This window comes from Streptomyces sp. NBC_00019, from assembly GCF_045041015.1.
GTDB lineage: Bacteria > Actinomycetota > Actinomycetes > Streptomycetales > Streptomycetaceae > Streptomyces.
Genome location: NZ_CP108302.1, coordinates 5,080,583 through 5,100,718, shown reverse-complemented (window position 1 = coordinate 5,100,718; position 20,136 = coordinate 5,080,583). Strand labels below are relative to the sequence as shown.

Genomic DNA, 20,136 nt, shown 5'->3' with positions numbered 1-20,136 from the left:
CGGGGCGGGGGGAGCACATCCCGAGGGACGCCGGTCCAGGCAATCTCAGCCCGTCCGGCGTTTGAGGACGAGGCCCTTTCGGAGCCGATCGGGGTCTGGGGCGGAGCCCCGGCGGGGTCGAAGGGGCGGAGCCCCTGGGGATGGGACGGGTAGGGGCGGCGGGGGCGAGAACCCCCACGCCGCAACCACCCGCACCGTCACACGGCCCCCAGCGCAGCCAACGCCCTCCTCGCCACCTCCCGCCCGATCGGCAGCGAGGCGGTCGCAGCCGGAGACGGCGCGTTCAGCACATGCACGGTCCGCGGCCCCTCCTTGATCAGGAAGTCGTCGACAAGCGTCCCGTCCCGCAGCACCGCCTGCGCCCGCACCCCCGCGGCCGACGGCACCAGATCACCGTCCTCGACCGCCGGCAGCAGCCTGCGCACCGCATCCGCGAACGCCGCCCTGGACACCGACCGCCGCAGCTCACCCGCCCCGTACCGCCAGTGCCGCCGCGCTATCCGCCACGACCCCGGCCAGGCCAGCGTCGCACCCAGCTCCCGAGGCCGTACGACCCCCCACCCGTACCCCTCCCGGGCCAGCGCCGGCACCGCGTTGGGCCCGATGTGGACGCCGCCGTCGATCCCGCGCGTGAGATGCACCCCGAGGAACGGGAACGCCGGATCGGGCACCGGATACACCAGCCCCTTCACCAGCTCGGGGCGCGCCAGCGTGAAGTACTCACCCCGGAACGGCACGATCCGCATCCCGGGATCGTCCCCGGTCAGCCGCGCCACCTCGTCGCAGTGCAGCCCGGCACAGTTCACCAGCGCCCGCGCCCGCACGATGTCCCCGTCGGCCGTCCGCACGGCCACCCCGAGTTCCGGCCGCCGGTCGATGCGGACGACCCGGGCGCCGTAGCGGATGTCCGCCCCCGAGGCCTCCGCCAGCTGCCGGGCGACCCCCACGAAGTCGCAGATCCCGGTCGTCCCGACGTGTATGGCCGCCAGGCCACGCACCTCCGGCTCGTACTCCGTGATCTGCGCGGGCCCCAGCTCGCGCACCGGAATCCCGTTCTCCCGCCCTCGCTGGACCAGTGCGTGCAGCCGGGGCAGCTCCGCCTGCTCGGTGGCGACGATCAGCTTGCCGGTGACGGCGTGCGCGATCCCGTACTCCGCGCAGAACTTCACCATCTCGGCCGCGCCCCTGACCGCGTACCGCGCCTTCAGCGACCCCGGCCGGTAGTAGATCCCGCTGTGGATGACCCCGCTGTTCCGCCCGGTCTGGTGCCGGGCCGGCCCCTGCTCCTTCTCCAGCACGGTCACGCGCGTCCCCGGCGCGGCCCGAGTGATCGCATACGCGGTCGACAACCCGACGATCCCGCCCCCGATGACGAGCACGTCACAGTCGTAAGCGACCTCCGCCCGCACCTGCACCACCTCCCGCTTTAGATAGTGCACTGCGCCACTGACAGTGCCTTCAAACGCGGGGATGCGGGCGGACCCACTCCTACCCAGGCCCTAGGCCGGAGCCATCAGCAAAGGCCGTGCGCGCTCCCGCAGCTCCACCACGCGCGGCTCGTCACCGTACGGCTCCAGCCGATGGAGCAGGTCCTTGACGTACTCGGTGGTGCGAGCCGACGAGATACGCCCCGCGACCTCCACCGCCCGCACTCCCTGCTCGCACGCAGCGTCGAGATTGCCGGACTCCAGTTCCGCGACCGCAGAGACGACCAACCGCAGCCCGTGCGACCGGACGAACTCCTCCGTCGGCTTCGACAGGGCCTGCTCGGTGAACCGCCGCACCTGGCGAGGCGCCTTCAGATCGCGGTAGCACTCCGCGGCGTCCGCGGCGAACCGGTCGTAGGAGTAGAAGCCGAGCCACGACGGATCCTGGTCCCCGTCCCGGGACCGCTCCAGCCACCCCTCCGCCGCCTTCAGCGCCGCCCCCGCCGCCTGCGCGTCACCCGCACGCGCGTGCGCACGTGCCTCGACGAGCCGGAAGAAGCTCATGGTGCGGGCGGTCGCCAGACCCCGGTTCCGCTCCAGCGCGGCCTGCGCGAGGTCCACGCCCTCGTCGCCGAACCCGCGGTACGTCGCCTGCAGGGACATCGACGCCAGCACATACCCACCGAGGGGTACGTCGGCTGCCGCGCGGGCCAGTCGCAGCGCCTGGATGTAGTACCTCTGCGCGGCCTCCTGCTGACCGGTGTCGAAGGCCATCCAGCCCGCGAGACGGGTCAGTTCGGCGGAGGCGCCGAACAACGCCCGGCCCACCTCGTCGGAGTACGAGCCGAGCAGCAGCGGTGCCGCCTCCACCCGTAAGCACTCCGGCACCATGGACGAACGCCAGTCGCCGCCTCCGTACTTGGAGTCCCAGCGCCTGGCGTCCTCGGCGGCCTCCCGCAGCTTCTGCACATCGCTGTGGCCGACTTTGAGCGGTGCGCCCGAGGCCTCTGCGGAGTTCATCTCGCGGGCGACCGAACTGTCGGCCGGGGTTATCAGCCACCGTGAGGCAGGCGTTGCGTATGCGCTTACTGCGAACGATCCGGCCAGCGACTGCCAGATGCCACCGGCGCCGGAGCGGCGGCCGGCGAGGTCGAGCCGGTACAGTTCCGTAGCCGAGCGGACGGCCTGTCCGACGTCCCTGGGGAAGGCGAGGCCCACTTCGGGTGCGGGATCCGCGTCCGCCAGACCGATCTCGTGAAGCGGTACCGGGCGGCCGAGCTTCTGGCCGATCGCGGCGGCGATGAGGTGCGGCGCGGCGCCCTGCGGCACCATGCCCTTGGACACCCAGCGCGCCACCGAGGTCTTGTCGTAGCGAAGAGTCAACCCGCGTTGAGAGCCAAGATCGTTGACGCGTCGCGCGAGCCCTGCGTTGCTGATTCCCGCGAGGGCGAGAACGGCGCCGAGTTTTTCGTTCGGCCCGCGTTGCTCCCTGGACATGAGCCACCCCTCGACACAGACGGCTGCCGCGCTGGCATAACCACGCGGCATTCGTAAACCCAGCGTAGTTCGCCGCATCCCATGCGTTAAGAGGCATTGTTCCGGATGGCGGGATTGTGGTCCGTACGCACGTACGGGCTCCCTACGCACCGTCGCGGCGTGCCCCCGTTGTGTGGCCGTGCGCCCGTGCGTGCGCTCTTCTCCGGCCATCGGGGGAGCGGTTCCATGGATCGTGCGTGGGTCGGCCCGCTGTACTGGATCCAGTGGGCTGGGGGATTCCGCCACCTCCATCCCCGCGGGTGGCGGAACGGTCCGGGGGGCGAACTCCGTTCCCCGGACTGCGCGTTACCGATGCGGTGCGCAGAGCCTGTACGGAGCGTGCGCGAGCCTGTCCCCGCTCCGCCAACTTGGCTGAAAACAGACCCCGCATCTCCAGGGCAATTACCGCTCCTACCATGGAAATTGACGGCGCGAAGGGCGTCTTGGGGGAGCGTATCGGGGGCGCATTCGCGCCGCAGTCGCCTTGCCCTGTACGGGCGTTCGCATCTTCACGGGTATGTGTACGGGGGCGCATTCGACGGAGCTCAAGCGGCGTCACCGCCTCTCCGGTGCGCCTCCTTCATGGCAGCATGGGGAACCGGTTCGTACGGTGCACTGGTTGTCCACAGCCTGTGGAGGCGTCGATGCGGTGGTTGGTGGGGTGGAGCAGCACCGCAGCGGGAGCAGCCATGACCGGCTCCGCGGGGGCGACCGGAGGCGACGGTGAGACCGTGCATCCGGTGGGTTCCCACTTGCTATGGGGCGACCCTGATCCGCTGTGGGCGGTCGGTGACTGGCGCCCCGACGAGGTGCGGGTGGTCAAGGCCGACGCGCAGAATCGAATCGCCGTCCTCGGTACCTGCGGGGCGACGGACGAACAACTGAGGGTCGGACTCTTCGCCGCGCGCGGAGGCGCCCTTCGGCATCTGACGGCCTGGTCCGGCAGTTACACGGCCGTCGTCCAGGTGGGCCGCCGTATCACCGTCTGCGGCGATCTCGCGGGCGCCCGCCCGGTGTTCTACACCCCCTGGGCCGGCGGCACCGCCTATGCGACGGCGGCCCTCCCGCTGGCCGACCTCATTGAGGCCAACCTCGACTTCGGACATCTGGCGGCCCTCCTGGCGGCCCCCGACGTCCCGGCCGCGCTGCACGACTCCACTCCGTACGACGGCGTACGGCGCATTCCGCCGGGGCATGCGCTGATCCTGCGCAACGGGGCGCGCGAGATCGCGGGGTACGAGGCGGTCGCCTCCCTCGCGGTGGCGGCACCCTCGGCCGACCCGGACAGCGCGGTGGACGCGGTGCGGGACGCGCTGGTGGAGGCGGTACGCGCGCGTCTGTCGGCGCCTCGGCACGTGCCCGGCGCCGACATAGACCCGGGCCCGGTCCCGGGGATGGGTCCCGCCGAACGTCGTGCCGCGCGCGGGATGCCGGTCCCGGGAATCGGGGCGGACCTGTCGGGCGGGCCGGCGTCGGGAACGCTGGCGCTGCTGGCCGCCGGCCTGCCGGGCATGCCGGGGACGGTGCTGGGGCACGGCACGGGTGCGGGTGAGCGACTGCTGGCGGTGACCTTCAACGACCTGGCGGTGCGCGGCCGGGAGGCCGAGGTGGAGCGGGCGGGCTCGCTGGCCGCCAACCCGCGGCTGCACCACGTGGTGGTGGCCGGCGGCGAGGAGACACTGCCGTACGCCGACCTGGACGGCCCGCTGACGGACGAGCCGGGCCCGTCCCTGGTGACGGCGGCCCGCCACCGCGCGCGCCTGGCGTCGGGCAGCGCGGACCACTTCACGGGATACGGCGCCCGTCAGGTCCTGGACGCACACCCGGCCCGCCTGGCCGACCTCCTGATGGACCGCAAGCGACGCCATCTGGTCCGCCCGGTGGCGGCGCTGGCGAAGGCGGACGGCTCGGTGATGGTCCCCGCGCGCGTGTACGGAGCGGCACGCCGCCTCGCCCGTACGCCGTACCGGACGGGCCTGGAGGTCCTCGCCGACCGGCTGATGGACCGCCGCTTCGACGAACCGGGGGGTGCCGTCGGGGCGTCACTGGCCGCCCTCACCTGGGCCAGACCCGGCCCCGCGGCACGCTGGCTGACAGGGGAGGCACTGGCTGAAGTATCGGTTCGCCTCCAGGGTGCGACGAGCCGCTCCGGGGTCGGCCCGGGCCAGCGCCCGGGCGACTACCGCGCACGTGCGGCACTGACGAGGACCGCCGCCGATGTGCGGATCCTGGAGCAGGCCGCCGAGATCCGCTTCCAACGCCTGCACGCCCCGTTCCTCGACAACCAGGTCGTCCGAGCCTGCCGAGCCCTCCCGGAGGCGTTGCGGGTTCAACCGGGCGCGCGGGCCGCGATCCTGCGCACGGTCCTCCAGGGTGCGGGCATCACGGACCTCCCGCCCGGCTGGGGCGCACCGTCCCACGCCTCGGCGGCGGTGGCGGCCCGCACCGGCCTTCGCGTGGCGGCGGACTCCCTGATGTCCCTGTTCGGCACACCCCTGCTCGCCGAGGCGGGCCTGGTGGAGGCAAGGGTCGTCCGCAAGGCGCTCTGCGCGGCAGCAGAGGGCGAACCCCTCCCCCTGGACGGCTTGGCAGACCTGGTCTCCCTGGAACTCTGGCTCCGCCGCCTACTGGCCCGCCGCGGAACTTGCTGGACAGGAACCCCGGCACGCGCACGCGCGGTACCGGCGGGGATCACACCCCAGAGGGGGGCACTGGGGGCGGGGGCGACGGCGCGGAGGGGGTAGGACGAGCCGTTTGCTGCCGGTGGGGCGCGTCCGGTCCTGCCAGCCCGTCCGGCGTTTGAGGACAAGGCCCGTTCAGGGCCGACAGCGGAGGTCTGGGGGCGCAGCCCCCAGGGACGGGACGGGTAGGGGCGGCGGGGGCGAGAAGAGCCCGGCGCGCACCCCCACCACCCCGCACCCGCCCGCGCCCACGTCCCCAAAACCCGTGCCCCCCGCAGCCACCCCGGCGACAATGACCCGGTGCGGTACAGAATCCTGGGCGTCACCCAGGCCGAGGACGACCACGGCACCGTCGTACCCCTCGGCGGCCCCCGCCTACGTGCCCTGCTCACCGCCCTCGCCCTTCGCCCAGGAACCGTCACCGCCCCCGACACCCTGATCGCCGACATCTGGGCCGAGACCCCACCCCAGGACGCCCCGGCCGCCCTCCACGCCCTCGTCGGCCGCCTCCGCCGCACCCTCGGCAAGGACACGATCACCTCCGCCCCCGGCGGCTACCGCCTCACCGCGACCCGCGACGACGTAGACCTCTTCGTCTTCGAACGGCTCACCCGCCAAGGCACCGCAGCCCTCCACCGGGACGACCCCCGAGCCGCCGCCCACGCCCTGGACGAGGCCCTCACCCTGTGGCGCGGCCCCGCCCTCGCCGACCTCCCCGACCGCACCCCCGCGACCCGCCCGGAGACACGACGCCTGGAAGCGCGCCGCGCCCGAGCCGACGCGGCCCTGCGACTCGGCCGAGCCCAGGACGCCGTACCGGAACTGACGGAACTGACGACAGCGCACCCGTACGACGAGCCGCTGCACGCCCTCCTCATCCGCGCCCTGCGCGACACCGGCCGCAACGCCGACGCACTCGCCGCGTACGAGTCGGCCCGCCGCACCCTGTCCGAGAGCCTCGGCACCGACCCGGGCCCGGAACTCCGCTCCCTGCACGCCGAACTGCTCACCCCGGCACCCGCGCTCACTCCCACGCCGGCCCACCCGGATCCCCTGAGCCCCCGCACCCCGACACCCTCCACCCGCCCCGGCAACCTCCGTCCGCGCCTTAACTCTTTCGTGGGCCGGGAACCCGAACTCGACGCCATCCGTTCCGAATTGCACAGGGCCCGCCTCGTCACCCTCACCGGACCGGGCGGCTCCGGAAAGACCCGTCTCGCCGAGGAAGCCGCCGCCGGGCGACCCGAGGCGTGGCTCGTCGAGCTGGCGCCGCTCGACCGGCCGGAGGCGGTGCCGGGGGCGGTGGTCAGCGCGCTCGGTCTGCGGGAGACCAAGCTGATCACCACCGAGCTGACGGACCGGCAGGACGACCCGCTCGCCCTGCTCGTCGAGTACTGCGCCCCGCGCAGCCAACTCCTGATCCTTGACAACTGCGAACATGTCATCGAAGCGGCGGCCCACCTCGCCGAGACCCTGCTGACCCGCTGCCCCGGGCTCACGATCCTCGCCACCAGCCGTGAACCCCTGGGCGTCCCCGGCGAGTCCGTGCGCCCGGTCGAGCCCCTCCTCCCCGACCAGGCACACCGCCTCTTCACCGAGCGCGCGACGGCGGTCCGCCCCGACGCGGACGTCGTCCTCCGCGACACCGAGGCCGTCACCGAGATCTGCCGCCGCCTCGACGGACTGCCGCTCGCCATCGAGCTCGCGGCGGCAAGGCTGCGGCTGCTCACCCCCCGCCAGATCGCCGACCGCCTCGACGACCGCTTCCGCCTCCTCACCTCGGGAAGCCGCACGGTCCTGCCCCGCCAGCAGACCCTGCGCGCGGTCGTCGACTGGTCCTGGGACCTGCTCGACGAGCGGGAGCGGACGGTGCTGCGCGAGGCGTCCGTGTTCGCGGGCGGCTGGGACCTCGCCGCCGCGGAGGCTGTGTGCACCGGCCCCGCCGCCGAGCTGATCGGGGCGCTCGTCGACAAGTCCCTGATCGTCGCCGCCCCGTGCGAGCGGTCCGGCGGCGACGCCATGCGCTACCGCATGCTGGAGACGATCCACGAGTACGCGGTCGAACGCGCGTCCGAGGCCCCCCACGCGCGCGCCGACGCCCTGCGCAGGCACCGCGCATGGGTGCGCGCCCTCGTCGAGGAGGCCGAGCCGGAGCTGCGTTCCGTCGGCCAGCTCCCGTGGATCTCCCGCCTGGAGACGGAGCTGGACAACATCCGCGCGGCCCTCCACCGCGCGGTCGAGGCCGGCGACGAGGCGGAGGCCGGTGCCCTGACCGTCGCGATGACCTGGTTCTGGTGGCTGCGGAACTACCGCAGGGAGGGCGCGGACTGGACCGGCCAGGTGCTGCGGCTGGGCGCCGCCCTCGACACCGCCGGGGGCACGCTCCCGGCGGAGCAGGACGTGGCGCGCTCCCTGATGACGTCCCTGGACCCCGTCGACACCTTTCTCGCCGACCCGGACGGCGAGAGCCACCACCCGCTGCACACCCTGCGGATGGACCTCAGGATGCTGCACCTCTTCCTCATGGCCGAGGTCGACCCACCCCTGGACGGGCTGGACGAGCGGATGCACGGGTACGTGGCACGGATCCGGGACCACTTCGGGAGCGGCGGCCCCCAGGCGGCCCGCCTCCCCGGCCTCGCCTGGCCGGTGACGGTCTTCCTCCACCCCGTCCCGAGGGAGGACGCCCGGCCCGTCCTGGACAGGGCGGTCGCCAACTGCCGTGCCCACGGCGGCGACTGGGAGACCGGCGTCGTCCTGATGTTCCGCGCGCACATGGTCGTCGACTCCCCGGGCGGCATGCCCGGCATCGACGGCGACCTGGCGGAGCTGCGGGTGCTGAGCCGACGGGTCGGCGACCGCTGGCTGCGGGCCCAGGTGTGCAGCGCCGCAGGCGAGGCGGCCATGGCACGCGGCCGCTTCGAGGAGGCCAAGGGAGAGTACGAGGAGGCCCTGCGGCTCGCCCACGAGGTGGGGGCCCACACCGAGAAGCCGTTCCTCCTCGCCCGGCTCGCCGAGATCGCCTACCGCGCGGGCGACCGTACGACGGCACTGGCCACCCTGGACGAGGCGAGCGCCACCGCCGAGCGGTACGCCGTGGCGGACTCCCAGGCGTTCGTGCTGCTCCAGCGGGCCCTGATAGCGCTGGACGAGAAGGACATCGACCGCGCGCGCGACCTGTACGAAGAGGCTCACGACGCCATCGGGCGGGCGACGCCGCCACCGCAGTTCAGGGTGATGCTGCTGTCGGTCGACGCCATGGTGTCGGCGGCCGTGTCCGGCCCCGGGACCGCTCTGCCCAAGCTGGCCGAAGCGCTCCGGACGGCGATCGAGACGCGCTGCTCCGACGCGATGAAGGCGGCGCTCGCCGACGGCACGGCGGACCTGATGTCCCGTCTCGGCGACCATCCGCGCGCCGCCCGCCTGCTCGCCGCGGCCGCCCGCTGGCGCGACGGTCACCCGCGCCCCATGCCGGAGGGCGTGGACGCCGAACGGGCCGAGGCCGACGCCCGCGTGGCCCTCGGCGACGAGCGCTACACGGCGGAGTGCGCCAAGGGCTCGGCGCTCACCCCGGACGACGTCCTCGGCGAACTCGACGAGGCCCTGCGCACCCACTCCGCCGGTACGTCGGCGTCATGAGGCGAAGCGCTGCGCATCCGCCCGGCACCGGGAGTCCGCCCGGCGCTAGGAACACCTGAACTTCGACTCCGCCCAGTCGGCGAGCGCCAGGTCGTCGAAGGAGCTGTGCGGCTCCACCACCAGCCGTACGGTCTCTCGCCCGGCGAGGTTCACATGGACCGGCACCGCCGCGTCCCCGCCCTCGACCAGCCCGGACTTCCGCAGCTGGACCCCGTCCGCGTAGACGGAGAAGTAGACCTTGCCGAGCCCCAGCGCCATGTCGTCCACGCCGACCGTCGCGTCGTAGGTGGTGCACTCGCGGTTGAGGTCGATGGTGACGGAGGACCGGCCGTGCACGGTGACGCCGTGCTCGTACTCCGTGCCGCCGACCGAGACACCCCACCGCTGCCACACCCAGCTGCTCTCGGCGATCCGCATCTCGGGCCGGGTGCCGTCGCCGTTGATGTCGTACGCCAGCTCGCTCCACTGGTAGACGGCCGGCGCGGGCGGGGGAGTCGGCGTCGGTGTGGAGGTGGGCGTGGGGGTCGGCTTCGGCGTCGGGGTGGGCTTCGGCGCCGGGGTGGGGGTCGGGCTGGGCTTGGGAGTCGGTGTGGGGGTCGGGCTGGGCTTGGGAGTCGGTGTGGGGGTGGGCGTCGGCGTCGGCTCGGGTGCGATGACCGGCGGGGCGGGCGCGGGCTCCTTCTTCGGCGGCTTGGGGGTGTTCTCGGCGGGCTTGACCACCGGTGTGGTCGCGGGGGGCTGGGCCGCGGGTTTGTCGTCGGCCGGCTTGTCGTTGCCGGACAGGGCGAGCGCCACCACGACACCCGCCGCGACCAGCGCACTGGCCGCGATACCGACCTTCACCGGCATACCCACGCCCTCCGAGGCCGCCGCACCGCCACCCGCGCCCGCGCCGCCCGACGAGCCGCCGCTCGCCGCCGCCGCGCCCGCGACACCCGCCGCGCCCGCTCCCGTGCCACCGGCGATGAGCGCGGCGACCTTGGCGTACCCGGCGGCACCGAACCAGCCGATGACCGCGACCGGCACGACGGCCGGGATGCTGCTCGCGACCTCGGCGATCTGGCTGGCCGCGAGGCGGCACTTGGCGCACTCCTCCAGGTGCTTGCGCAGCCCGCGTTCGGCACGGGTGCGCAGCCGGCCGCGGGCGTAGGTGCCGAGCTGGTCGGCGTAGCGGGCGCACTCCTCGTCGTCGGCGAGGGTGGCGCTGACGTGGGCCTGGAGATAGGCCTGCTTGAGGCCCTCGCGAGCGCGGCTGGCGAGCACGCGCGTGCCGTTGGCGTCGAGCCCGAAGAGCGTGGCGACGTCGCTCGGCGACTCGTCCTCGACCTCCGTGTGCCACAGCACGGCCTGCCAGCGCTCGGGCAGCGACCGGAAGGCCTGTATGGCCATGGACTGCTCGGCCACGTGCATGGCGCGCACATCGGCGCCCAGATCCAGCGTGTCGTCGTCGGAGACGTCGGTCACGCGCGTGGACTGCGCGGCGAACACCGCGAAGTCGTCGACCAGTTGCTCTCGTTTGGCTGACTTCGTCCAGTTCGCGGCGACGCGCCGGACCGTCGTCAGGAGATACGCGCGTACGGCGTGCTCGGGGCCGGAGCCGCCGCGCACCGCCTGGAGCATGCGGGCGAAGACCTCGGCGGTGAGGTCGTCCGCGGTGTGGGCGTCGCGACAGCAGGTGCGGGCGTACCGGCGGACCGCGTCCGCATGGCGCCGGTACAGCTCCTCGTAGGCGGTGTCGTCACCCGAGCGCATCCGGCCGATCAGGTCGGCGTCACCGGGCGGCAACTCGATCGGCGGCGGCAGGACGCTGTCCTCGCGGCGGTCGCGCTGGGTCGGGACGCTGCCCTCCATCGGGTCACCGCCGACCGGCGGGCGGCCCGCCCGGCCCCCCTGGCTCGGCACCTGGGGCGACGCCAGGCCGCCGTCCTCCGCGTCGCCCTCGCCCTGTGACTCGTCCCGCCCGTCAACGCCCATCGCGGAAAGCCCCCGCCGCCTGCCCACCAGTCACGAACACCGGGTCAGCGTGCCATATTGGCTTTTGGTCAGGACCCGGCTGTGCGGGGCTTCCACTCGTCCGTGGGGTTTTGCCGCACCGCGGTACTAGCCGTCACCCATCCGGGGAAGGCTCAACTGTCGTGCGCTGAGTGGGAGTTGGGGACATGCCGGGAAATCCGGGCATGCGAACGAGGCGCGGGCGGCGCAGCACCCACACCTCGTCGTCACCTGATCGAGGCACCGCGTCAAGCGGCCTTTACTACGGCCGCGACCGCAGACCCTCCAGCAGGATGTCCAGCAGCCGCGCCGAGGCCGCCGCCTGCTGCGCCGCATCCGGCAGCGAGGGCGCAGCCGTCGCGATCACCAGCAGCACGTCCGACACCGACACATCGGCCCGCAGCTCACCCGCCGTCCGCGCCCGCTCCACGAGCTGGCCCACCACGTCGAGCAGCGCCGCCGCCCCGGAGTCGTCCTCGACCGAGCTCCCCGGGTCCTCCGACACCAGCCGCAGCTCACCCGAGCCGGACTGCGTCCGCTGCTGCGGCACCCGCGCCTCGTCGTAGCCGACAACGTCGTCGTGCTCGTCGGCCACCCCGACCCGCAGCACCTGCGGCGGCAGCAGCCGCCCGGCACCCGAGGCCACCGACGTCCGCAGGAAGCGCGACAGCGCCGACCACGGCTCGTCCTCCTGACCGAGCGCCGTACGCGCCTGGTCCGTCAGCCGGGAGGTCTCCTCCTCGGCTATCCGGCGCACCAGGACGTCCTTGCTCGGGAAGCGCCGGTACACCGTGCCGACACCGACCCGCGCGCGTCGCGCCACATCCTCCATCGGCGCGCCGTACCCCAGCTCGCCGAAGACCTCGCGCGCCGCACGCAGTACGTGCTCCAGATTGCGCTGTGCGTCCACGCGCAGCGGCGTCGAACGCGAACCGTCGCGTCCGTTCCCCACCGCCGCGCTCATCGCTCCGCCACCGGGCCCGATGGCAGACGCGGAAGCCCAATGAGAGTCCTGAACATGCATAAGCGATCCCCCGGTAATGACGTCTCCCCCCGGAGACTTTCCCCGCTACTGAAAGCCGGAGCGCTATGGGGAACAAACCGCTTCACGGACCGCCCGTCGCGGATCCGATGAGTGCATCCCCCTACACCCCGTCGACACACGAACATAGTTGAGAGGGGGTCAATTCAGAAGGGGCAGGTTCCGCACGGAGCGCCCCCCGATCGGAGTACGGGTCGTATACGTCCCGATTGCACCCCCTCAGGACCCCCGGCGCACACCCGCTGACCTGCAAACCTTCCCCGTACGCCGTCGATTCGGCCAACCCCGCTCGGGCAAAACGCGCGGTCACACAAATTGCCGGGGCTGTGGACAAACTCAAGCGTCGGGTGCGTCATGGGGTGGTGAAGGAACGCGCGCGCATTCTCGTTGTCGGTGGCGGCTACGTCGGGATGTACACGGCCCTGCGTCTTCAGCGGAGGCTGAAACAGGAACTGAGGCGCGGCGACGTCGAGATCACGGTCGTCACCCCCGACCCGTACATGACCTATCAGCCGTTCCTTCCCGAGGCGGCCGCCGGCTCCATCTCCCCCCGCCACGTGGTCGTCCCCCTGCGCCGCGTCCTGGACCAGTGCCACGTCGTCATCGGCGAGGCCACCGCCCTCGACCACGCCAAACGCACCGCGACCGTGACCACCCTCGCCACCGAGGAAGAAGGAACGGGCGCCCGGCAGCTGACGTACGACGAACTCGTCCTCGCCCCCGGCTCGATCTCCCGCACCCTGCCCATCCCCGGCCTCGCCGACCACGCCATCGGCTTCAAGACCGTCGAGGAGGCCATCGGCCTGCGCAACCACGTCATCGAGCAGATGGACATCGCCTCCTCCACCCGCGACCCCGCGATCCGCGACGCGGCCCTCACCTTCGTCTTCGTCGGCGGCGGCTACGCGGGCGTGGAGGCGCTCGGCGAACTCGAGGACATGGCCCGCTACACCGCGCGGTATTACCACAACGTCCAGCCCGAGGACATGAAGTGGATCCTCGTGGAGGCCTCCGACCGCATCCTCCCCGAGGTCGGCGAGGAGATGGGCCGCTACACCGTCACCGAACTGCGCCGCCGCAACATCGACGTACGTCTCAACACCCGCCTCGAATCCTGCGCCGACCGCGTGGCCGTCCTCAGCGACGGCGCCCGCTTCCCGACCCGTACGGTCGTGTGGACCGCCGGCGTCAAACCCCACCCGATCCTTGCCGCCAGCGACCTCCCGCTCACGGACCGAGGTCGGCTGAAATGCACCCCTCAGCTCACCGTCGAGGGCGCCACGCACGCGTGGGCGGCCGGAGACGCCGCCGCCGTCCCCGATGTGACGGTCGCCGAACCCGGCAGGGAGACCGCCCCCAACGCCCAGCACGCGGTACGCCAGGCCAAGGTCCTCGGCGACAACATCGCGCACGCGCTACGGGGCGAGGAACTGGAGACGTACTCCCACAAGTACGTCGGCTCGGTGGCCTCCCTGGGCCTCCACAAAGGTGTCGCACACGTCTATGGACGCAAGCTGAAGGGCTACCCTGCCTGGTTCATGCACCGCGTCTACCACCTCAGCAGGGTGCCCACCTTCAACCGCAAGGCCCGCGTCCTGGCCGAATGGACGCTCTCCGGGCTCTTCAAAAGGGAGATCGTCTCGCTGGGTTCCCTCGAACATCCCCGAGCGGAGTTCGAACTCGCGGCCGGTGGAAAGCCTCCTCAGGACCCCACGAACGACCCGAAGGGGTCGTCCTGACCGGACCCAGGAACTCCATCGGCAAGGTAGGCGTCTGACGGATGTCGACCCGGTCGGCCACACTGCCACACTGATCCCCGACCCATGACGGGTGGACGCCCGCTCTCCGCACCCACGAGGACCCCAGGCCGGGTCCGGAGCCGGCCGAAGACGACGACACGAGGCAAGGATTCGTGAACTTCACGCGCTGGAGCGCCCGGCTCCCCGGAACACAGCGCCGCGCCGCAGCGCGGACCGACCACCCGGTCACCCCCGACCGACTCGGGGAGGGCGCCGTACCCGCTGCCCGCGCCGAACAACTCACCGACGACCCGCCGCCCTTGCCCGGCATCGACGAACTCCCCGTGCGCGAGGTACTCGACCGCGTCCCGGCCCTCGTCGCCCTCGTCCACGGCACCGACCACCGCCTCGCCTACGTCAACGACGCCTATGTGACGGCCTTCGGCGTACGAGACCCCGGCGCACCCGCCCGCAAAGCCCTCCCGGAGCTCGACGAGATCGGCCTCCTTCCCCTCCTCGACCAGGTCCTGCGCAGCGGCAAGCCGCGCACGGTCAAGTCCCGCAAGGCCCCCGACGGCCACTCCTACACCTTCACCTGCACCCCGGTGACGGAGGGCGACACCGGCGGCGTCCTGGTCTTCGCGACCGACGTCACCGACCACGCCGAAGCCGCGGAACGCCTCAGAGCCAGCGAACGCCGCCAGCGCGAGACGGCCGTGACCCTCCAGCGCTCCTTGCTCCCCCAGGTCCTGGAGGAACCCGACGACCTCCGCATCGCCGCCACCTACCAGCCAGGCGGCACCGAGGCCGCGGTCGGCGGCGACTGGTACGACGTCATCACCCTCGGCGGCGGCCGCACGGCCCTGGTCATCGGCGACGTGATGGGCAGGGGAGTCCGCGCGGCAGCGGTCATGGGCCAATTGCGTACGGCGGTCAGGGCGTACGCCCGCCTCGACCTCCCCCCGCACGAGATCCTCCAGCTCCTCGACGGCCTGGCCGCGGAGATCGACGCCAACCAGATCGCCACGTGCGTGTACGCCATCCACGACCCGAACGAGGGCCGACTGGTGTACGCCAGCGCCGGCCACCTCCCGATCCTCGTCCGCGACGAGAGCGGGGCGGTGCTGCGCGCCGACGAACCGACGGGCCCCCCGCTCGGCACCGGCGGCTGGATGCACGCGTCGGGCTCGATCCCGCTCGGCCCCGGCTCCACGGCCGTCCTCTACACGGACGGTCTGGTCGAACGCCGTGACGAAGACCTGGACGAGGGCATCGCCTCCCTGGAACGCGCGCTGTCCGGTGCGACCGGGACACCCCAGGTCGTCTGCGACCGCCTCGTCCGCTCGGCCGGCGTCACCGCCGACCACGACGACGACGTGGCGGTCCTCGTCCTCCAGCACCCCGCCCGTACGGGCCCCGACAGCGACCTCTTCCGCAACGCCGCACTGGAACTCCTGGGCGGCATCGAGGCGGCTCCACGCGCCCGTGCGTTCGCCTCCGGCGTGCTGACCAGCTGGCGGTTCCCTGCGGAGCTGCATGACCTGGGGGTGCTGGCGGCGAGTGAGCTGGTCGCCAACTCGCTTCAGCACGGGACGCCCCCGATGCGGTTGCGGCTGCGCCGGACGGACCGACGGTTGATCATCGAGGTGACCGACGGGGACGATCACCTGCCCCGGCGTCGGCGAGCCGAGCCCGGTGACGAGTCCGGTCGGGGAATTGCCATCGTGGCGACGATCGCCTCGAGCTGGGGGTCTCGTCGGACGCCGGGGGGCGGGAAGGCGGTTTGGTGCGAGTTCGTGCTGCCTAAGGGGTAGGGGCGCAGGGTCGCTTGACGGCTGCGGGGGTGTTGTGGCTGGTCGCGCAGTTCCCCGCGCCCCTAGGCGGCTCCAGTCAGACGGCGATGGATTCGTGCTGCGTGCCGCCCTTGGCCACCACCCTGCTCCTTGCGCGCCATGGATGGTCCTGTACGGCCGTCAGCTGGCGGCCCAGCTTCAGGCCCAGGAACGTGATGCCCACCGAGAACACCAGGAACGTCACGATGTACGGGGCGTGCAATGAGGCGCCCATCGGGCCGCCCACCGCCGGGCCCACCGCCAGGGCGAGCTGCTTGACCAGGGCGAAGGCCGAGTTGTACTGGCCGGCCATCCCGCTCGGGGCGAGATCGGCGACCAGGGGAGCGACGGTCGGGGACAGCATCGCCTCGCCCAGCCCGAAGAGGGCGTACGTCGAGACGAACGCGGCCGTGGCCATGGCCTGGCTGGTGTGGCCGAGGCCGGCGTAACCGGCGGTGATCCACGCGACGGCCCAGATGATGCCGACCGCGGCGATCACCCGGGAGCGCCGACGCCGCTCGACGAACTTCAGTACGGCGAACTGCGCGATGACGATCATCGCGGTGTTGGCGGCCAGGGCCGACCCCAGCGCGGAGGTGGAGATCCCGGCGGCCTCGACGCCGTACGCGGCCAGACCTGACTCGAACTGGCCGTAGCAGGCGAAGAACAGCACGAAGCCCAGAACGCACAGCTGCACCATGGCCCGGTTCCCCAGGAGCTGCTTCCAGCTGCCCTTCGTCGAACCGGCGGGCGCGTCCCCGATCTGCGGCGCGTGCGGGATCCGTACGGTCGCCATCACCACGGCCAGCAGCAGGAACATCGCCGCCTCGATCGCGAAGAGGAGGGTGAAGGAGGAGGCGCTCGTTGTGTCGACGAGGTGACCGCCGATGAGACCGCCGACGCCCAGCCCGAGGTTCTGCAGGAAGAACTGCATCGCGAAGGCACGGGAGCGGGTCTCGGAGGTTGAGCAGTCCACGATCATCGTGGCGAGCGCCGGCTGCATCACGGCCTGCCCGGCGCCGAGCGCGGCCGCCGACAACAGGACAGTGGTCGCGTTGTTCGCGAGCCCCAGGCTCAGCGCACCGATCGCGGCCGTGACCAGGGCGGTGAGCAACACCGGAAGTGGGCCCCGCCGCACGATCGCCCGGCCGGCGAACGGCAGCACGATCAGCGCGGCCACGGCGAAGACGGCGAGGACGAGCCCCGCCGTCATGGCTCCCAGTCCCCGCACCTGCGCCACATAGACGTACAGGTAGGGGACGGTGAAGCCGAGTCCGAACGCGCTGAGTGCGTTACCCACGTGGATCCGGCGCATCGCTGCGCCCAACGCCCTGGTCACGGTCACCTCAATCAGGTAGTTGGAGTCCCTCAGTACTTAGTACCGAAGACTTCAAGGCTAAAGTTAGAAGCTAAACAGTACACCCAGAAGAACTTCAACACCAAGCAGCCCCATGCGATACTTCGACCCATGGGTGACACCCCCGGCAGCATCGGTATCGGCAGCGAGCCGACCCTCGAAGAGCAGATCGCCGCCTACCAGCGCGAGTTCCAGGACCTCGACCCCCAGGTCGAGCAGATCGTCTCGGCGCTGTCCCGGCTGAACCGCCGTATGAACGTCGCCTACGGCCGTCAGACCTCCGCGCTCGGCATCAGCAACGCGGAGTGGGAGGTGCTCAAGGCCCTCGTCCTGTCCGGCGCCCCCTACCAAATGGGCCCCAGCGACCTCGCCAAGGGACTCGGCCTGACGCCGGCCGCGATGACCCACCGCATCGACCGGATGGTCGCGGAGGGTCTGGTCACCAGGGAGCGGGACGAGTCCAACCGTGTCCGCGTGATCGTGGAGCTGACGGACGAGGGTCGCGAGAAGTGGCTGGAGGCCATGCGGCTCGCCACAGTCTTTGAGGAGGATCTCCTTCAGGACCTCTCCCCGGAGGAGCGGACCAGCCTCGGCGACGTCCTCACCCGTCTCCTGCGTCGGGTGGAGCACACCCAGCCGGACGCCGGTGGCCGGCTCAGTGACCTGGACTGACGTGTCATCCGAAAAGATCTTGACAGGCTTGGTTGACAGCCCCCTCTGAGATCCGTAAAGTTCTTCGGGTTGCCGCAGAGCCGTAACGGTTCTTCGACAGCACCTCCCGCCGCATCAGCGGCACACAAACCATCAGCACGATCTCCCAACGGGATCGAATTCGGCGTGCCCGAATTCAATTCGATTTGGGTTCGGCAGCTCGATTAGGAACTGCCGAGAGGATCCGCTAAGGTTTGAGACGTCGGAACGGCCCAACAGCCGGGAAGGCAAGCCCCTCTGACTGGGAGTCAGGCCCGAAAGGATCTGATAGAGTCGGAACTGCCGGAAAGGGAAACGCGGAAGCGGAAACCTGGAAAGCACCGAGGAAATCGGAACCGGAAACGGTCTGATAGAGTCGAAAACGCAAGACCGAAGGGAAAAGCCCGGAGGAAAGCCTGAGAGGGTGAGTACAAAGGAAGCGTCCGTTCCTTGAGAACTCAACAGCGTGCCAAAAATCAACGCCAGATTAGTTGATACCCCGTCTCCGGCCGTCATGGTCGTAGATGAGGTTCCTTTGAAGAAATACACAGCGAGGACGCTGTGAACCATCGGCTTATTCCGCCGGTGGTTCCGCTCTCGTGATGTGTGCACCCGATTACGGGTAAACATTCACGGAGAGTTTGATCCTGGCTCAGGACGAACGCTGGCGGCGTGCTTAACACATGCAAGTCGAACGATGAACCACTTCGGTGGGGATTAGTGGCGAACGGGTGAGTAACACGTGGGCAATCTGCCCTTCACTCTGGGACAAGCCCTGGAAACGGGGTCTAATACCGGATACCACTACCGCAGGCATCTGTGGTGGTTGAAAGCTCCGGCGGTGAAGGATGAGCCCGCGGCCTATCAGCTTGTTGGTGAGGTAATGGCTCACCAAGGCGACGACGGGTAGCCGGCCTGAGAGGGCGACCGGCCACACTGGGACTGAGACACGGCCCAGACTCCTACGGGAGGCAGCAGTGGGGAATATTGCACAATGGGCGAAAGCCTGATGCAGCGACGCCGCGTGAGGGATGACGGCCTTCGGGTTGTAAACCTCTTTCAGCAGGGAAGAAGCGAAAGTGACGGTACCTGCAGAAGAAGCGCCGGCTAACTACGTGCCAGCAGCCGCGGTAATACGTAGGGCGCAAGCGTTGTCCGGAATTATTGGGCGTAAAGAGCTCGTAGGCGGCTTGTCACGTCGGGTGTGAAAGCCCGGGGCTTAACCCCGGGTCTGCATTCGATACGGGCTAGCTAGAGTGTGGTAGGGGAGATCGGAATTCCTGGTGTAGCGGTGAAATGCGCAGATATCAGGAGGAACACCGGTGGCGAAGGCGGATCTCTGGGCCATTACTGACGCTGAGGAGCGAAAGCGTGGGGAGCGAACAGGATTAGATACCCTGGTAGTCCACGCCGTAAACGGTGGGAACTAGGTGTTGGCGACATTCCACGTCGTCGGTGCCGCAGCTAACGCATTAAGTTCCCCGCCTGGGGAGTACGGCCGCAAGGCTAAAACTCAAAGGAATTGACGGGGGCCCGCACAAGCAGCGGAGCATGTGGCTTAATTCGACGCAACGCGAAGAACCTTACCAAGGCTTGACATACGCCGGAAAGCATCAGAGATGGTGCCCCCCTTGTGGTCGGTGTACAGGTGGTGCATGGCTGTCGTCAGCTCGTGTCGTGAGATGTTGGGTTAAGTCCCGCAACGAGCGCAACCCTTGTCCTGTGTTGCCAGCATGCCCTTCGGGGTGATGGGGACTCACAGGAGACCGCCGGGGTCAACTCGGAGGAAGGTGGGGACGACGTCAAGTCATCATGCCCCTTATGTCTTGGGCTGCACACGTGCTACAATGGCAGGTACAATGAGCTGCGATACCGTGAGGTGGAGCGAATCTCAAAAAGCCTGTCTCAGTTCGGATTGGGGTCTGCAACTCGACCCCATGAAGTCGGAGTTGCTAGTAATCGCAGATCAGCATTGCTGCGGTGAATACGTTCCCGGGCCTTGTACACACCGCCCGTCACGTCACGAAAGTCGGTAACACCCGAAGCCGGTGGCCCAACCCCTTGTGGGAGGGAGCTGTCGAAGGTGGGACTGGCGATTGGGACGAAGTCGTAACAAGGTAGCCGTACCGGAAGGTGCGGCTGGATCACCTCCTTTCTAAGGAGCATCTAGGCCGCCAAGCGTGCTTGGTGGTCCAGGGCCA

At 70.6% G+C, this 20,136-nt stretch carries 10 protein-coding genes and 1 rRNA gene; 6 read left to right on the top strand and 5 right to left on the bottom strand.

Annotation, left to right across the window (positions count from 1 at the left end; genetic code table 11):
• Window positions 1-197: 197 nt before the first annotated feature.
• Both lhgO and OHU89_RS23890 read right to left on the bottom strand, forming a co-directional pair.
• Entirely contained in the window at window positions 198-1,418 is a 1,221-nt protein-coding gene (gene lhgO / locus OHU89_RS23895) for an L-2-hydroxyglutarate oxidase (protein WP_405654624.1), read from the bottom strand.
• Between the two features lie 81 nt (window positions 1,419-1,499).
• Window positions 1,500-2,924 carry an MFS transporter gene (locus OHU89_RS23890; protein WP_266890456.1) on the bottom strand — a complete coding sequence of 475 codons (1,425 nt, stop codon included), beginning with the start codon at window positions 2,922-2,924 and terminating at the stop codon, window positions 1,500-1,502.
• Window positions 2,925-3,607: 683 nt separating this feature from the next.
• On the opposite strand from OHU89_RS23890, the gene OHU89_RS23885 reads away from it, so the two are divergent.
• Both OHU89_RS23885 and OHU89_RS23880 read left to right on the top strand, forming a co-directional pair.
• Window positions 3,608-5,707, top strand: a complete 2,100-nt coding sequence (locus OHU89_RS23885; protein ID WP_405645714.1) for an asparagine synthase-related protein — start codon at window positions 3,608-3,610, stop codon at window positions 5,705-5,707.
• Between the two features lie 237 nt (window positions 5,708-5,944).
• Entirely contained in the window at window positions 5,945-9,283 is a 3,339-nt protein-coding gene (locus OHU89_RS23880; RefSeq protein WP_405645713.1) for an ATP-binding protein, read from the top strand.
• 45 nt (window positions 9,284-9,328) lie between these two features.
• Here the strand turns inward: OHU89_RS23880 and OHU89_RS23875 are convergent, their stop codons facing one another.
• Together OHU89_RS23875 and OHU89_RS23870 are read right to left on the bottom strand one after the other, a co-directional pair.
• A complete protein-coding gene (locus OHU89_RS23875) occupies window positions 9,329-11,257 on the bottom strand; it encodes a sigma-70 family RNA polymerase sigma factor (protein WP_405645712.1) in 1,929 nt (642 codons plus the stop codon).
• A gap of 280 nt (window positions 11,258-11,537) precedes the next feature.
• A complete protein-coding gene (locus tag OHU89_RS23870) occupies window positions 11,538-12,299 on the bottom strand; it encodes a TetR/AcrR family transcriptional regulator (protein ID WP_405645710.1) in 762 nt (253 codons plus the stop codon).
• Between the two features lie 377 nt (window positions 12,300-12,676).
• On the opposite strand from OHU89_RS23870, the gene OHU89_RS23865 reads away from it, so the two are divergent.
• Both OHU89_RS23865 and OHU89_RS23860 read left to right on the top strand, forming a co-directional pair.
• The gene (locus tag OHU89_RS23865; protein WP_405645708.1) at window positions 12,677-14,056 is read left to right on the top strand and encodes an NAD(P)/FAD-dependent oxidoreductase; all 1,380 of its coding nucleotides are present in this window, start codon (window positions 12,677-12,679) and stop codon (window positions 14,054-14,056) included.
• Between the two features lie 173 nt (window positions 14,057-14,229).
• Window positions 14,230-15,870, top strand: coding sequence for a SpoIIE family protein phosphatase (locus tag OHU89_RS23860; protein ID WP_405645706.1), 1,641 nt, complete (start codon window positions 14,230-14,232; stop codon window positions 15,868-15,870).
• 76 nt (window positions 15,871-15,946) lie between these two features.
• On the opposite strand, the gene OHU89_RS23855 is transcribed toward OHU89_RS23860, so the two are convergent.
• A complete protein-coding gene (locus OHU89_RS23855) occupies window positions 15,947-17,203 on the bottom strand; it encodes an MFS transporter (RefSeq protein WP_405654622.1) in 1,257 nt (418 codons plus the stop codon).
• Between the two features lie 153 nt (window positions 17,204-17,356).
• Here OHU89_RS23855 and OHU89_RS23850 point away from each other — a divergent pair, with 153 nt between their 5' ends.
• Both OHU89_RS23850 and OHU89_RS23845 read left to right on the top strand, forming a co-directional pair.
• Window positions 17,357-17,917, top strand: coding sequence for a MarR family winged helix-turn-helix transcriptional regulator (locus OHU89_RS23850; RefSeq protein WP_405645705.1), 561 nt, complete (start codon window positions 17,357-17,359; stop codon window positions 17,915-17,917).
• A gap of 647 nt (window positions 17,918-18,564) precedes the next feature.
• A 16S ribosomal RNA gene (locus OHU89_RS23845) occupies window positions 18,565-20,090 on the top strand.
• Window positions 20,091-20,136: the final 46 nt, after the last annotated feature.

Coding starts and splice junctions, on each gene's coding strand:
- OHU89_RS23890 (WP_266890456.1), bottom strand. CDS start 2,924: ATGTCCAGGGAGCAACGCGGGCCGAACGAAAAACTCGGCGCCGTTCTC.
- OHU89_RS23885 (WP_405645714.1), top strand. CDS start 3,608: ATGCGGTGGTTGGTGGGGTGGAGCAGCACCGCAGCGGGAGCAGCCATG.
- OHU89_RS23875 (WP_405645712.1), bottom strand. CDS start 11,257: ATGGGCGTTGACGGGCGGGACGAGTCACAGGGCGAGGGCGACGCGGAG.
- OHU89_RS23870 (WP_405645710.1), bottom strand. CDS start 12,299: ATGCATGTTCAGGACTCTCATTGGGCTTCCGCGTCTGCCATCGGGCCC.
- OHU89_RS23855 (WP_405654622.1), bottom strand. CDS start 17,203: ATGCGCCGGATCCACGTGGGTAACGCACTCAGCGCGTTCGGACTCGGC.
- OHU89_RS23850 (WP_405645705.1), top strand. CDS start 17,357: ATGGGTGACACCCCCGGCAGCATCGGTATCGGCAGCGAGCCGACCCTC.